12 protein-coding genes are annotated in these 14,517 nt (G+C 68.4%); 5 read left to right on the forward strand and 7 right to left on the reverse strand.

The annotated features are described in order from the left end of the window. Positions 1-235: 235 nt before the first annotated feature. From ACFP2T_RS38640 to ACFP2T_RS38660, 5 genes are all read right to left on the reverse strand, one after another. Positions 236-769 (reverse strand): hypothetical protein, encoded by a 534-nt coding sequence (locus ACFP2T_RS38640; protein ID WP_377431144.1) that lies wholly within the window; start codon positions 767-769, stop codon positions 236-238. Between the two features lie 177 nt (positions 770-946). Then, positions 947-1,465, reverse strand: coding sequence for a hypothetical protein (locus tag ACFP2T_RS38645; protein ID WP_377431146.1), 519 nt, complete (start codon positions 1,463-1,465; stop codon positions 947-949). Positions 1,466-1,593: 128 nt separating this feature from the next. Then, positions 1,594-2,253 (reverse strand): maleylpyruvate isomerase N-terminal domain-containing protein, encoded by a 660-nt coding sequence (locus ACFP2T_RS38650; RefSeq protein WP_377431149.1) that lies wholly within the window; start codon positions 2,251-2,253, stop codon positions 1,594-1,596. Between the two features lie 371 nt (positions 2,254-2,624). Further along, the gene (locus ACFP2T_RS38655; RefSeq protein WP_377431152.1) at positions 2,625-3,692 is read right to left on the reverse strand and encodes a hypothetical protein; all 1,068 of its coding nucleotides are present in this window, start codon (positions 3,690-3,692) and stop codon (positions 2,625-2,627) included. Between the two features lie 246 nt (positions 3,693-3,938). Continuing rightward, entirely contained in the window at positions 3,939-6,683 is a 2,745-nt protein-coding gene (locus tag ACFP2T_RS38660; RefSeq protein ID WP_377431154.1) for an ATP-binding protein, read from the reverse strand. A gap of 139 nt (positions 6,684-6,822) precedes the next feature. Between ACFP2T_RS38660 and ACFP2T_RS38665 the strand changes: the two genes are divergently transcribed. Continuing rightward, the gene (locus tag ACFP2T_RS38665; protein ID WP_377431157.1) at positions 6,823-7,419 is read left to right on the forward strand and encodes a dihydrofolate reductase family protein; all 597 of its coding nucleotides are present in this window, start codon (positions 6,823-6,825) and stop codon (positions 7,417-7,419) included. A gap of 114 nt (positions 7,420-7,533) precedes the next feature. Continuing rightward, positions 7,534-7,878 (forward strand): DUF1801 domain-containing protein, encoded by a 345-nt coding sequence (locus ACFP2T_RS38670; RefSeq protein ID WP_377431160.1) that lies wholly within the window; start codon positions 7,534-7,536, stop codon positions 7,876-7,878. Positions 7,879-8,084: 206 nt separating this feature from the next. Here ACFP2T_RS38670 and ACFP2T_RS38675 read toward each other — a convergent pair whose 3' ends face one another. Continuing rightward, positions 8,085-9,059, reverse strand: coding sequence for a glycoside hydrolase family 6 protein (locus ACFP2T_RS38675; protein ID WP_377431162.1), 975 nt, complete (start codon positions 9,057-9,059; stop codon positions 8,085-8,087). 568 nt (positions 9,060-9,627) lie between these two features. Here ACFP2T_RS38675 and ACFP2T_RS38680 point away from each other — a divergent pair. The 3 genes from ACFP2T_RS38680 (at position 9,628) to ACFP2T_RS38695 (ending at position 12,755) form a co-directional block, all read left to right on the forward strand. Further along, positions 9,628-10,641, forward strand: a complete 1,014-nt coding sequence (locus tag ACFP2T_RS38680) for a LacI family DNA-binding transcriptional regulator (protein WP_377431164.1) — start codon at positions 9,628-9,630, stop codon at positions 10,639-10,641. A 408-nt stretch (positions 10,642-11,049) separates the two neighbouring features. Then, complete coding sequence (locus ACFP2T_RS38685) at positions 11,050-12,186, forward strand: glycoside hydrolase (protein WP_465264290.1); 1,137 nt, start codon at positions 11,050-11,052, stop codon at positions 12,184-12,186. Continuing rightward, positions 12,183-12,755, forward strand: coding sequence for a cellulose binding domain-containing protein (locus ACFP2T_RS38695; RefSeq protein WP_465264291.1), 573 nt, complete (start codon positions 12,183-12,185; stop codon positions 12,753-12,755). Before ACFP2T_RS38685 ends, ACFP2T_RS38695 begins: the two co-directional genes overlap by 4 nt. 121 nt (positions 12,756-12,876) lie before the next feature. Here ACFP2T_RS38695 and ACFP2T_RS38700 read toward each other — a convergent pair whose 3' ends face one another. After that, positions 12,877-14,442 carry an esterase/lipase family protein gene (locus tag ACFP2T_RS38700; protein WP_377431166.1) on the reverse strand — a complete coding sequence of 522 codons (1,566 nt, stop codon included), beginning with the start codon at positions 14,440-14,442 and terminating at the stop codon, positions 12,877-12,879. Between the last annotated feature and the right edge of the window lie 75 nt (positions 14,443-14,517).

The following is a 14,517-nucleotide window of genomic DNA, read 5'->3' on the forward strand; positions in this document are numbered from 1 at the left end:
CCGGCAAGCCTGGCAGCGATACCGGTCAGTTTTTGACCGCTAGATCGCAACCGACGGCTGGAGCACCGGCTACCCTTTGATACGCCGGATGCCGATCAACAATCGGCCGGATGGCAGATCCCTCCGGCGCCAGTGCCGTTCTGTGCGGCACGTGCGACGCGTGCGACGTTGCGGCGCGTGTGATCATCGAGGAGAAGGCCGCCGCCGCGTGCGCGGTGACGGTTGCCCTGCGCGATCAGGTAGATGCCGGCCTGCGGCGCCACTCTCGGATGACGCCGTGCCGCTTCAGCGCCCAGACCAGGCGGCGGGCGGGACGGTGCCGCAGCAGCAGCAACGTTGCCTCCCTGACCAGGGTCAGTCGGCGGCCGCGGAACTCATCCTCCGCCACCTTCCACACCAGTGTCCGCATCCCCTGCGACTCGAGGGCGTCGCGGATCTCGGCGCGGACGGCGGGATCGTCCAGAGCAGACCGGATCGACGACGCGAGACCGGGGCGGTCGGCGAGGTTGTCCGAGATCGCGGCGACGAGGCTGTGCCGGATGTCGTCGGTCTCTATCAGCAGCAGAACCGCACCGCGGATCTCCGCTGTCTCCAGCGCCGACCGGAGGAGTTCCATAGCCCGGCGCCGGACCTCGTCGTCGTGATCGTCGACGGCCAGAGCGGCGAGCAGAGACGTCACCTCGTCAAGGTCGATCAGGTGCCGCAGGCCAGCCCGGAAGTCGGGTCGTTCCCAGGCGGCGAGCAGCACCTTGACCACGTTGCGATCCATGCCCTCACCTACCCGATCGACACTCGGTACGAAACGAGTGTGACGATTTTGCTTGGTCGCGTATCCCTCATACCGGAGAGCGCGGGGCGACAGGTCGTCTGCGAGCTACGCGGCGTGACGACTTCGGCAGGCGCGCGGCGCGCGGTCGTACCACCAATAGAGAAGAAGCCGATGCGATCATGCTCGCTGTTGTCGTGTGGCGGCAACGGGCGAGTAGCTCGGTGCGGTGGTCCGGCGGCGCAACCAGTAGCCGAGGGTTGCCGCTGCCAGCAGGGGGCCCCACAGCGGGAATGGTATGAGCAGTACCAGCTGGTAGTCGCCGGTGATGATGGCCTGTTGCAGGGTGGAGTGCCCCGCGATCGTCAGCATCGCCGCAACCAGCAGCCCCGGAATCACTGCGGCTGGAATCGGGACCGGGCGACCACCGACGAACGGCAGCCGGGCTGGGAATGTCTCTCCGCGCGGTCGGATCAGCCCCAGGGTCAACCAGGTGCCGCCCTCACCGGCCAGCGCCAGGGCCAGGCCGAAGATGCGCAGCCCCGGATGGTGCGCCAGGGTCTCGGCCGAGGCCCCGATCGGCCACGGCGTAAGCCAGCTCAGGCGGGTCAGGGCGTACGGCAGCGGGCACAGCGCCGCCGCCCACGTGAGGAACCGGCCCCATCGGGCAGCGGCCGCCGGCTCGGTCTGTTCCGACATGCCGTCGTCCACTGTGCTCCTCCGGCTCGTACCGCGACTGCGCGCGAGTGTATAGACGGCCGGGCCCACGGCCCGGCAGCCTTGAGCACCACGCCACAGACAAGCGCCGCGTCAGCCGGTCGAGCGGCTCATCCGAGGACAAGCGGGAGCCTTGCGGCCAATTCGACCCCCAGTTCGGTCTTCTGCGTGTCGGTCGGAGCACGCCGTCCAGTGCCGACCAGCAGCGCGTCCCTGTCGGACATCGACGCGGGGATCGCGCTCCCGGCGATCTCTTCCAGCATCCGGCGTGACCGGGCGAGCCCCTCGGCGGGCGGTTCAGCCGTGCCTGGAAGGTGCGCGATCAGGTCAAGGTGGTGCAGGGTCCACTCCAGGACGTACGCGGAAAGGTAGTCGCGCACGGTGATTACCTCGTCGCGGGTGCTGACCCGCAGGTCCGGATCGGCCAGTTCGGCTGCGCGCCCGGCGGCCGCGCCGACGTCGTCAAAGTGGAACTTCAACAGCCACGGCTCCTCGTACGCGGCGGCCAGCCGGACGATCAGCGCGTCCAGCGGGTCGTCACCGGTCGGCGGCGCTTCGGCGACGTCCCAATAGGTCACCGCGTTGCGCGTCGGATCCGTTTCGACGGGCGTCACGAGGGTGATCAGGACGTCCTGCGCGTCGATGATCAGGTGGCACACCAGGTCCCGCACGAGCCAGCCGGTACAGCCCGACGGCTGTGCGAAGTCCTCGTCCCGAACCTCGGCGACCGCCGTGCGCAACGCCGTCCAAGAGCGTGAGAAGAGGTCCACCACGGAAAGCTAGCAGTGCGCGGCAGCCCTGCGACCGATTCCGCCCGCCGCACATCCCCCAACGTCCTTGAGCCGACGCCCAAACCCACTGACATACCGAGGACGTTCCGCCAGGACCAAGGGCACGGATCGGTAGCCGCCGCCCGTGCGTCCCCACCCGCCGAGCCGATCACGTCCGGTAGCCGGCCGCTGATTCGGGCGGCATCCCGAACTGCGCGAGAGGATGCCTAAAGGCAGGAGAACTGGCACCATCACGGCAGTGAGCGGCGATCTTTCGCGCTGGGCTGTCGGCCGGTCCCTGAAGCCGCTCACGGCGGTCGGAGAAGACATCGAACGGTACGTGTGCTGGCTCCCAGACGTCCGCCGGGCCGTCAACCGTTGAACCTGCTCCAGGCGGTGGTCCAATCGCGAGCGGGGCGCAGGCTTGCCCGCTGACGGGCGCCGATGAAGACGTGGGTGCCGTCGCCGTGCAAGTCGGCTGTGAGGGCGACGAGCCCGGGCGCGACGTAGAGATGCGTCGGGTCGGCGGGCACGGACAGCGGCCGCAGCGGAACGGGGACGAGGTGTCGGATGAAGCGTTCGAACTGCTGGTTGTCGAGGACGGCGTGTCCACCTACCGGCGAGGTGACCGCCGCCTCTGCCAGCGAGAACAGCAGCAGGTAGGCACCGAGGGATTCACGTTCGGCGACGACCGGAGCACCGCCGGCACCGTGGTAGTAGACGGTCGGGTCGGGGTCGTCGCGGCCGATGAGGATCTCCCAGACGCCCTGGTTCTCCACGCCGACGACGATCCGGTCGTCCTCGCCACCAATCTCCAACCTGTCGGGCGGGTAGATGGCGTCTCGCTGGCCGAGGATGTCGGTGCGCCCGGCGGCAAGGTCGTAGAAGGCTTGCAGCGCGGCCGGGATCGGTACTGCCGGTGCGGGGAAGGACACGTCGGCGGGTAGGTCGGCGTACCAGCCGATCAGGAAGTCCCGCAGGGCGGCGCCCGGGTCGTCGGGCAGGTGGGCCAGCCATTCCACGCCCGGCGAAGGGGCGTCCGCCACGGGCCGCACCCGGTCGAGCAGCTCGGGCGGCAGCTTCGCGTCCCAGTTCAGCTCGCACCGAAGTCCGCCGCTTCCGGGCGCGGAAAAGCTCGCCGACACTTCGCCCAACTCCAGGCAGCCCTGCATGAGGCGTACCAACGCGTAGAAGGGCGGGTGTGACCAGCCCGCCGGGCTCAGCCAGTCGAGCACTCCGTCCGGGAACGGCTCGTGCAGCATGATGCCTCGCTCGCCGTCGACGGCGTTACCCGACGGCCGGTCACCGGCATCAACGATGATGATGACCGTGCCGTCGGCGCCCTTCGCGAACGTGACCGCATCGCCCCGGACGACCTCAGGCTCAGCACCTAGCCGGGCAAGAGCCTCGTCTTCCGAAACGATCCTCCACTCGCCCACCACATCGCACCCCCTCAACGAAAGCGCCTCCCCTGGCCGGGGACCCTTCCACGGCGACTGGAACTACACCGTGCACCGTGGAACCGTCACCGACACCGCCCCGGACAGCACGTCCGGCCCGAGACGGACCAACCAACTTCGCGACGGGCTCTTGGCCCAGTGGCACGTTCGGCGCGCCCGGCCATTCACCGCCCGACGGTGGTAGGAAAAGGCCGACGGTCGCGGCGGGACGGGGCCCGACGCTTGTCAAACTCGTTGAGCCGGGATCTCGACGCCGAGGGCATCGAGGTCCCGCCGGCCTTCGGCGGCACGGTCCGGCAGCAGCAGGAGCGTGGATGCCCGTTCGAACCGGGCGCCGATGCGCTCCCACCCCGCCACGGCGGCGGTAAGGGCTGCGGTGTCGCCGTGAAGGCGGCCTCGGGCCCGGGCGGTGCAGGCGGCGGCCCACGCGCTCTCCTGCCGCTCGGCGGCCGACAGCAGCTCCGGCGCGTCGGGAAGCCCGGCGACGACGGCCAGCTCGGCGCCCACCGCCCGCGAGTAGGGCGGAGACCAGCTGCGGATGCCGTTGAACGCCAGGCGGACAAGCGCGGCGGCCTCCTCGACCCGCCCGGCGTGTACGGCGAGCCGCGCGTCGACCATCGACACGAACGTGGAGTGCGGGGGCAGCTCCCCGATGACCTCGATCGCGCGGGAACGCCACAGCGTGTACCCCTCGTCGTCGCCGCGCAGCCCGTGCACGAGGGCGACCGCGGCCATCGGTGGCGACATCGTGCCGGTGCGCGGACGGCCGGCCCGCCGCCACCCTTCCCACGCGGTGCGCGCCATCCGCAGCGCCTCGTCGAAGCGTCCGCTGAGCACCAGCGGCGTGATCAGGAGGGCGGCCGAGTAGTAGGAGCTGCCGGCGAGGTCGTCGTCCATGGTCCGCTGGCCGATCGACAGGGCGGCCGGCAGGTCACCGACGCCGAGGGCAGCCAGGTGGGCCATCCGGTACGTGTCGACGATCTCCGGGGCGGCGTTCGGGTCGTGCCGGGACATCGCGGGCACCAGGGTCAACCGTTCGTCCATGATCCGGCGAACGTCCGCGCCCCGCCCCGCCACGATGTCGGCGGTGGCCGCCGCGTCCAGAGCCGCGCTGATCAGCACCGGATCGCCGGTGGCCCGAGCGGCTGCCACGGCGGCCTCGGCGAGCGCCGGGTCGGCCTCGTACCTGTCGGAGGTCGCGGCCCAGGCCGCCGCCTCGGCGAGACGGGCCGCCACCACGGCGTCGCTCGATCCGCCGGCAGCCGACGCCGCCTCGTCGAGGAGATCACGCAGGCGCTCGTACGGAACCTCGGCGGCGAACCCCGCCGGGTGCCGCCGCGCGGTGGTGACCGCCTGCGCCAGCGCGATGGCCGTGGCCCCACGATCCCCGGCCACCCGGGCCCGCTGCGCGGCGGCGAGCAGCAGGTCGAAGGGCCGCTGACCGTCGTCGCCGATCGCGTGGGAAACGGCGGAGGCCGCGTACAGGTCAGCCGCGGCCTCGCCCGGAGCGGGGGCCCGTTCGGCGGCGGTCCGGTAGTGGCCGAGCGATTCCATCAGGAACCGCCGTGTGTAGGCGAGGTGTGCCAGTGCCCGGGCCAGCCGGTGCGGCAGCTCACCCGGGCCTTCGGGGGCGACGGCGAGGGCGGCTCTCAGATCGTCGGCGACGCCGTCGAACTCCTCGTACCACTCGTCGCCGTCCAGCCTCGTCTCCAGCTCGGTCGCGACGTCCGCCGCCCAGCGCAGGTGCCGGTCCTGGATCTCCGGCCGCTCGCCCGACACGTCCAGCTGTTCCATGGCGAACGCGCGCACCGTCTGCAGCAGTCGCCACCGGGCCGCTCCGCCCCAGCGGTGCACGCTGACCAGGCTCTTGTCCGCCAGCCTGCCAAGCACGTCGGCAACCGCACCGCGGGCGCTCCCGGCAGGGCTCACCGCGGCGACGGCGGCGAGGTCGAACGCCCCGGCGAAGACGGCGAGCCGCCGGAACAGTGCCTGTTCCTCGTCATCGAGCAGGTCGTGGCTCCAGCCGATGACCGCGCGCAGCGAGCGGTGCCGCTCGTCCACACCCCTACCGCCGGCCACCAGCCGTAGCTGGTCATCGAGCGCGGCCAACAACCCGTTCTCGCCCAGGGTGGCACTGCGGGCCGCGGCCAACTCGATCGCCAGCGGCATGCCGTCCAGTCGTGCGCACAGCTTGGCGACCACCACGGGGTCCGCCCCGAACCCGGGGTCCGCGGCGGTAGCGCGGTCGACGAAGAGTCGCTCGGCGTCGGACTCCAGCGGCAGCGGGCCCAGCGGTACGGCGCGCTCACCCCGTACGCCGAGGCGTTCCCTGCTGGTGGCGAGGATGTGGGTACCCGGGCAGGCGGCCAGCACCCGCTCCGCGAACGGTGCCACCACGTCGATCACATGCTCGCAGTTGTCCAGCACCAGCAGCGATCGACTCTCTCCGAGCCGCTCCACCACGGCGTCCTCCAGCGACTGCTGGGGGCGCTCGCTGACGCCGAGCGCGGTGGCCACCGCCTGCGCGACGTACCCGCCACGGGCCGGGAGGAGGTCGACGAACGCGCCGCCGGAGGGAAAGGCGGGCCCCGCCGCGCCGGCGATCTGGCCCGCCAGCCGGGTCTTCCCCATCCCGCCCGGTCCCACCACGGTCACGAGTCGGGCGTCGCGCAGCGTCTCCATCAGGTGCTCGCGCTCGGCGCTCCTTCCGATGAAGGTGGTGAGCGCCGGGGGCAGGCCGGCCAACCGGCTCGGCACCGGCGCCCCTGCCTGCGCCTGTACGGCGAGTTCGGCGAGCGCCCTCCGGTCGGCCACGTCGAACTTGCGTAACAGTGCGGAGACGTGATGCTCCACGGTCCGCACGGAGATGTGCAGCCGGCCCGCGATGTCCGCGTTCGACAGGCGCGCGCCGAGCATGACGAGTACTTCGATCTCTCGCTTCGACGCTCCGGCGGGATAAACGACGGTCATCGCGCCATCATGCCTGACCCCGGGGTCAGTACTGGGTGGGCCAATGGGTGGTGGAATGGGTGGCCGCCACCGATGCCCGTGCCCGTCCCGGTGCTGGAGGCTCTACCTGAGTTCACCGAAGCCACCTTGGGAGGCAGACATGGGGCGCGTCGTCCTGTCCATCTTCACGACCGCCGACGGGGTCGTCGATGACCCGCAGCGGTTCACCTTCCAGTTCGTCAGCGAGGACTCCATGCGGACCGGGCTGGAGCAACTCCAGGCCGCCGACGCACTGCTGCTCGGCCGCGTCACCTACGAGGGATTCGCCGCCTCTTGGCCGAGTATGACCGACGAGGCTGGGTTCGCCGACAAGATGAACAGCATGCCCAAGTACGTCGTCTCGACGACGCTGAAGCGGGGCGAGTGGAACAACACCACCGTGATCAGCGAGAATGTCGCCGAGACGATCATGAAGTTGAAGGCCGAGGTAGATGGCGACATCCTGATCTACGGCAGCGTCGCACTGGTCAGGTGGTTGCTGCGCAACGAACTCGTCGATGAGCTGCGCCTGGTCACCTACCCCGTGGTGATGGGCGGTGGCGTACGCCTCTTCGAAGAGTCGGCCGAGCCGACGGTCCTTCGGTTGGTCGACACGCAGGCGTTCGGCTCGGGCGTGGTCGTGCTGACCTATGCCCCGAGTCGGGATGCCCTCGTCGGGTGGGAGCAGGAGTCCGGGGCTCCTGTCGGTGACCAGTGAACGAGGCGGTATACCGGCACGACCCGGATCCACGACGAGACCCAGCTGTCAGTAGATGTGCATCGGTCTAGATACAGACCATTGTTTTTGACAACGATGATGAAGGAGAAGACCATGAGTGACGATGTCACCCAGTACATCAACAAGGCACAGCCGTGGCAGATCGACGTGTGCGAGAAACTACGTACGATGGTTGGCCAGACCATTCCAGATGTCGAGGAGCGGCTCCAGTACGGCAAGCCGCACTACCTCAAGAACGGGCACTACGCGGCCGTCATCGCGGTGGCCAAGGACAAGGTCTCGTTCATGGTGTTCAACGCAGCGGACATTCCGGAGGTCAAGGGGTTCCTTCGGCCATTGGGCAACGGTGAACGCAAGGCCGTCGACATCAGAGATGGGCAAACCGTCGACTACGGCGCACTTGCCAGCATCCTGGAGGAGACCACGACCGCCCTGTAGCTGCCAGGGTGTGTGCCGTGCGGGGCCTGGTCCCGGCGCCGCTTCCAGTAGCTGTTCGACTCGGCGGCCAGCGCCCCACCTGTGAAGTGCCCTCCCGAAAGAGTGGATCGGCTCCGTCAGTTCCTCTTGCGGGAGGGGCACTTGCGCTCGCCTGTACGCCGGCGAACCGAACCGGCCTGTCTGGTGATCGTCGTGCGCCACTCAGCTCAATATCCGAAGACCAACTTATAGGCCACCTCGGGTAGGAATTGCCCGGCGGTGGATCCGGCTCCGACCCCGCAATTGCCGTCGGACTCTCCCGGCGTCTTGAGCCACAGCAGCATCTCGGCACCGCCTCCGATCTGGGTCGGTGTGCCGATCCTGCGGCCGGCCGGGTTGCACCACTGACCGTTGGAGCCGTTGCGGTTGCGGCTGGTGTCGATGACGTAGGGCTTGGTGTACCCGAAGTCGTTACGCAGCGTGGAGGCAACCGCGTTGCCGTAGTTGGTGTTCTCGCCGGTGGTGAAGTAGTTGGATACGTTGAGCGCGAAGCCGTGGGCGTTCGCGACGCCGGCCATGTTGAGGCGTTGCGCCATCGTCCGAGCGTCGACCCAGCCGGGATTGCCGGCGTCGAGATAGGCCCATGTGTTGGGCGCCTTGGATCGGAACTGGTTGGCGGCGCGGGCGAGCATGCCGACGCGGTCGTTGATCTGCGCCTGGGTCATGCAGTTGAAGTCGCCCAGTGAGTCTGGTTCGAGAACCACCACAGCGGGCCGATTGCCGATGGCGCTGGCGAAGGCCGCGATCCATGCGTCGTAGGCGGCAACGCTTCCGGCACCACCACCGGAGTGTCCGCCGCAGGCGTCTCTGCCGGGGAGGTTGTAGGCCACGAGCAGGGGGAGTTTGTCGACGGCGTCCGCAGCTGCGACGTAGTTGCCGACCGCCGCGGCGATGTCGCCACTCCAGTTGCCGAACCAGGAGGCCATCGGTTTCTGGGCGATCTCGGTTCTGATCGCGCTGGCGCGTCCGTCGCCAGGGTTGGCGGCGACCCATGACGCGGGGCTGGATTGGGGATTGACGTAGAAGCCGCTGGTCTGGCTGATCGGATCGGCGTAGGCGGCCGACGAGCCGAACAGGATCGTCGGGACCGCCACTGCCAGCGCGGCTGCAAGCGCGAGCAGCGGACGGGCAGGTCGTTTCATTGCGAGTCTCCTAGAGCGTCGGGAAGTACATCGACATGAACTGGTGCTGCGTGCCTGGACCCGCGGTTCGTCGACCTAAGGCTTGAGGCAATGCTGGAAGCGCTTCCAGCATGAATCTATCCAGCATCATCGATCTAATGTTCGGCATATGACGAGCAAAAGTCAAGGTTGTTCCCCCTGCCCTCAGGCCTGACGCAGATCCTCACGCGGGCGATACTGGAACCGCTTCCAGGCTGACGCGCTGGTTCACGCCAGCAGGGTCGGACTCGGGCCGCGCGCGGCCCGGGAGCGCGGACCAACGTTCGTTCGCGCTTCCATCACGCGACGAGGAACTACGGGAGGAGCTATCAGCTTCCGTCTACTCGAAGATGCCCATGGCCCTGGCAGCGCATCGCCTGTCGGCGCTCGTACCTGGCGTGACCGTATCGACCTTGGTCATCGGAGGCCGTTACCATCTACCAGCGACGTCAGCACCGCCGGTAGCCAGGTCGGCGCCGACCGAGCCACGCCCGGTGTCCCCCGTCGCCGGCCTGTCCCCGACGTTAGGCAGGAAGGACGCGGCATCAAGATGGAAGCGGGCACAACTCGGCGCCAGCCCACGCTCGACGAGGTGGCGGCGCGCGCCGGTGTGTCACGCTCTGCCGCGTCTCGGGTCCTCAACAAGGCGCCGCACGTCAGTCGCGCCACACGCGACGCCGTCGAGCGGGCCATCAAGGAGTTGGGGTACCTGCCCAACCGCACTGCTCGTGCCCTGGCCACCCAGCAGACCGGAATCGTCGCCCTCGCCATCTCCCACGACGATCCCGAGTTGTTCGCCGATCCGTTCTTCGGGCAGGTCATCGTCGGCGTCTCCGCGGCGCTCGAGGACACCGACCTACACCTGTTGTTGTGTCTGGCCAGTTCCGGTCGGGGCCGGTCCCGGCTCACGAACCTGCTGAACACGCGGGGCGTCGACGGCATCATGTTGATGGCGCTACGCGGGGACGACCCGCTGACCCACATTGTGCGCCGAGCCGGCCTGCCGGCCGTGTACGGCGGTCGGCCATTGCATTTCAAGCCGCAGTGGTACGTCGACTCCGACAACCTCGGTGGGGGGCGGCTCGCTACCGAGCATCTCATCAGCCTCGGTCGAACCCGTATTGTCACCGTCACAGGCGAGATGAGCACCGAGGTCGGCGCAGCCCGCTACCGCGGTTATCGGGAGGCGATGATCGTGGCGGGTCTGAGTCCGTACGGCATGGCGGAAGGTGACTTCACCGAGGCCAGCGGCGCCGCGGCAATGAGAACGCTGCTCGATGACCACCCGGATCTTAATGCCGTGTTCGCTGCCAGCGACAACATGGCAGCCGGGGCCCTGCGCGTGCTGAGCGAGGCCGGTCGGTCCGTACCGGCGGACGTGGCGGTCGTGGGCTTCGACGATCTGGGAATAGCCGAACGAACCGATCCGCCACTGACCACGGTTCATCAATCGGTTCAATCTCTGGGAAAGGAAATGACCCGAGTACTCATCGAAGTGATCGCGGGCCGGGAAACCGCGTCCCTCATCCTTCCCACGAGATTGGTACTGCGCGGCTCCGCATGATCGGGTTGCCGCGTCCATCATCGGGGCCGACGGTTACCGTCAGCACGGCGCGGCTGGGAATGCACCGTCCACCGCGCACCGGGTCCCGGTCCGCGCTGACGCGCCCCGCCCAGCCACGATCGACCTCGCTACCGGACTGCCCCGACGCACGTCTGATCCAAGGCCCGACGAGGCAGGCTCTGCCCGGCAGCCACGGGCGTCATCGTCCTTGAACACCGGCCGTGAGCCGCCGTTTCGGCCGGTACGCCCGCCGTGTCGGTCCGGATCAGGAGGGTTGCGAGCGCGTGACGGTGGAGTTATGTTATCGATCACATCGACTTATCTCTATGTATAGCCGGGAACGATCGGGAGGGCGACCTGTCGATCGGCCCCCGAAGGCTGCTGCCGCACGAGCTAGTGGAGTAAACCGTGAAAAAGTCCCACATTCTGGTGGTGGCCGCAGCGACCGCGTTGGCCACCGTGGCGGGAGTCCTGACTGCCCCGCCACTGTTGGCCGCAACGCCTGACATCACCGTCAATACCGCCTCGTCGTACCAGACGATCGACGGGTTCGGGGCCGCGACCCCGATCTTCAATGGTTCCGGTAGCCCGTGGACGGACAGCGAAACCCAGACACTGGTCGGTATGGGCCAGGGGCAGCTCGGTCTGTCGATCGTTCGGACCGTGGTGTCGCCGGTGTCGAGCGAGTGGGGCTTGTACGCGAGCAGCCTGAAGACGGCGAAGTCCTACGGCTCCGATGTCAAGATCCTTGCCTCGCCCTGGACGGCCCCCGCGAACTTCAAGACGAACAACAGCAGGATCAACGGCGGCAAGCTCAGGACCGATTACTACGACGACTATGCCGGACACCTGAACGGTTACGTGCAGTACATGAAGAACCAGGGCGTCACGATCGACGTGACCTCGGTCCAGAACGAGCCGGACTGGCACCCGGACTACGATTCGATGGACTGGACCGGCACCGAGTTGCGGAACTTCGTCCGCGACCAAGGCGCCACGGTCAGGGACACCAGGCTCATGGTCGGCGAATCCCTGAGATTCAACCGCGCGTACAGCGATCCCACGCTGCAAGACGCCACCGCGCGCAACAACACCGGCTACGTCGGCGGGCACCTGTACGACGCCGAGAACAGTGGCAACCTGTCGCCCTACCCGCTCGCGACCCAGTACGGCAAGAACCAGTGGATGACCGAGTGGAACCTGCACGCCGCCGACGGCAATGGTTCGAACATCTGGGGGAACCCCGGCAACGCGGCTGTCTGGAACGAGACCCTGGACGACATCATGCGGACCGTGCACAGGTCGATGGAGGCCAGTTGGAGCGCGTACGTCTGGTGGTACGGCCGCCGCTTCTACTCCTTCATCGGTGACGGCGATTCGCAGTACGGGACCACGAAGGGCGCGGTCCTCAGGCGCGGCCAGGCATTTTCGCAGTACTCCAAGTACGTCCGGCCGGCGACAGGCGGGTCGCCCTCTCGAAGAGCTCAAGAGCCTCTTCCCTCGAGGTCACGGCCTACCAGGGTAGGGGCAAGGTCACCCTGGTGATCCTCAACCGTTCGAACAGCGCGGTCAACAACGCCGTCGTCCAAACGCCGCAGAGCATCTCGAACGCCGAGTACACCGTCACCTCCCAAAGCCTGGGCGCCGCGTCACAGCCGGTGAATCTCAGCGGCGGACAGGCCACCGTCAACATCCCGGCCCGGAGCATCTCCACCATCACCGTCAGCGAGGGCCCCGCCGCCACCACCCCACCGACCAGCACCCCGACCACCGCCCCGACCACCAACCCGCCCACCGGCGGCGGCACCTGCCAGGTGACCACTTCGGTAAGCGCATGGACCACCGGCCTGGTCGGCGACATCACCATCACCAACACCGGCACGAGCGCCGTCAACGGCTGGTCGCTGAGATTCACCCTCGGATCCGGGCAGACCATCACCTCCGGCTGGAACGCCACCTACTCCCTGGCCAGTGGTCAGGTGACCGCAACGAACGTCAGCTACAACGCCTCCCTACCACCCGGAGGCTCGACCACCATCGGCTTCCAAGCCAGCCACGGCGGCAACAACGCCGCACCGAGCGGCTTCACCCTCAACGGCACCGCCTGTAGCTGAGCACCCTGTTTCTGGCGGTTCCGGCGACTGCCGGACCGCCAGAACTTCGGCCAGCCGGTACACCCCCGATCGGCGACCCGGTGCCGGCGCCGTCGACGGGGTCGTCCGGCTGCAGAACGAGTCAGGTGCGGGTGGTCACGGCGAGCGTGACCATCGCATCCGGGCCGAGGATCGACCGGCTCGACGGTGGAACCCTGACGTGTCCCCGCCACCGCCCGGTGACGGGGTCGGCGTCGTCGAGCGGCTCGCCGAGCGGCTGCCAGTCCCGGATGGCGCCGGGGATCAGTGAGTTCCAGGTGGCCCACGCGCGCGGTGGCGCCTGCCCATCACCTGGTGCGATGTCGACAACCAGGGTGTCGTCGAAGTCGGCGGTCTGTTCCAGGTGGTCGGCGAAGCCGAAGGCGCCACCCTCCTCCCGCAACGAGATGAGACGCAGCCGCAGCGCGTACCGGATGGTCCGCACCTGGGCTTCGGCGTCCCCCATCCGCGGCTCGGCGCCGAACCGGGTAGGTCGCGGCGGGGTGCCGCACAGGAACGTTGTCAGCAACGGCAGTGGGGTGTCGAGGCTGTCCTCGGTGCCTCGCCACTCCACCTGGACCGGACAGTGATGAGCCGTGGTCTGCTCGTGCATCAGGATGGGCAGGCCGCGAATGGCCAGCTGGGTCTCCAGTTGCCAGACGATCTCGTCGTCCGCCGCACCGCGAACGCGCAGGTGAGCGAGGTCGATGTCGACCCTGAGGTCGCCGAACAGGAACCGGCGCAGGTTCTGGTAGCCCTCCTCGGAGTTGACCATGCCGTAGCGTCCGCTGTGGCTGCGGTGGACGAAGGCGCGATGGGCGCCGGGCACGTAGGCGTTCTCGATCTGCACCAGACCGTCGCTACGCGCGCCGACCGCCTTGGCGGAGAGCCCCATGGCCACGCCGTAGTCCTCCGAATTTGTGCCGACCAGGCAGAAGATCCGATCCTTGGGAAACCCGTCCGCCGGCATGTCCTCGGCCCGCCATCCGCGCGGCGGCTCGGCGGCGCGTGGCGCGTCGGGAAGGTCCGGCATGAGGTACTGGTACATCCGGTCCGGGCCGAAGATCTCCGCACCATTGGTGTCGAAGGTGTCTCGAAGCCTCTCGACAAGGCCGAAGCCGATGGCGAACTCGATACCGCCATGTGGGGTGCCGTAGGTGAAGAGCCGCTGCACGTAGTCCACCGCACCGTCCCGGCGTCCGGTGTGCTCGGGGATCACCCGCTGGATCATGGATCGGCAGATCAGCCCACCCATCGAATGCGCCACCAGATGGACCCGTTCGGCCCCGGTCCTGTCGAGCACCAGCCGTACGAACGCGAACAAGTCCTCGGCGGCCCGCTCCAGGACGAACTCCTCGGGCTGACGGCCCAGAGTGGACGCGGACACGTCATAGAACCGATGGACCCAGATGGTCGCCGGCGCCACCGACCCGTCGGGCTGGCTGTGCAGGTACGCCCGCTGACCGCCCTGCACGAAGAGCTGATAACCGTCCTCGAGGATCAGCCGCAGCAGCGGACTTTCGAACTGGTGGAAGTGCGGGCGGCCGTCTCCGCCGACCCGGACGTTCACCGAGCCCTCGTTGAACCCGTAGAACGGGTCGTCGACCGCGCGGTCGACTCCCGGCGTTCCGCCGGCGAATCCGCGTACATAGATGATCGGCAGTCTCATCGCTATCGACTCCAGCTTGCTCCAACGCCCATGGCGCGCCGTACGTGCCCTCATCCAGGCCAGTGGCGAGCGAGC

This window comes from Plantactinospora solaniradicis (assembly GCF_042658085.1).
GTDB classification, from domain to species: Bacteria; Actinomycetota; Actinomycetes; order Mycobacteriales; family Micromonosporaceae; genus Plantactinospora; species Plantactinospora solaniradicis.

Excerpts from the sequence above, each read along its gene's own strand:
- ACFP2T_RS38700 (WP_377431166.1), bottom strand. The coding sequence starts at position 14,442 with ATGAGACTGCCGATCATCTATGTACGCGGATTCGCCGGCGGAACGCCG.
- ACFP2T_RS38675 (WP_377431162.1), bottom strand. The coding sequence starts at position 9,059 with ATGAAACGACCTGCCCGTCCGCTGCTCGCGCTTGCAGCCGCGCTGGCA.
- ACFP2T_RS38665 (WP_377431157.1), top strand. The coding sequence starts at position 6,823 with ATGGGGCGCGTCGTCCTGTCCATCTTCACGACCGCCGACGGGGTCGTC.
- ACFP2T_RS38640 (WP_377431144.1), bottom strand. The coding sequence starts at position 769 with ATGGATCGCAACGTGGTCAAGGTGCTGCTCGCCGCCTGGGAACGACCC.
- ACFP2T_RS38660 (WP_377431154.1), bottom strand. The coding sequence starts at position 6,683 with ATGACCGTCGTTTATCCCGCCGGAGCGTCGAAGCGAGAGATCGAAGTA.
- ACFP2T_RS38645 (WP_377431146.1), bottom strand. The coding sequence starts at position 1,465 with ATGTCGGAACAGACCGAGCCGGCGGCCGCTGCCCGATGGGGCCGGTTC.
- ACFP2T_RS38680 (WP_377431164.1), top strand. The coding sequence starts at position 9,628 with ATGGAAGCGGGCACAACTCGGCGCCAGCCCACGCTCGACGAGGTGGCG.
- ACFP2T_RS38670 (WP_377431160.1), top strand. The coding sequence starts at position 7,534 with ATGAGTGACGATGTCACCCAGTACATCAACAAGGCACAGCCGTGGCAG.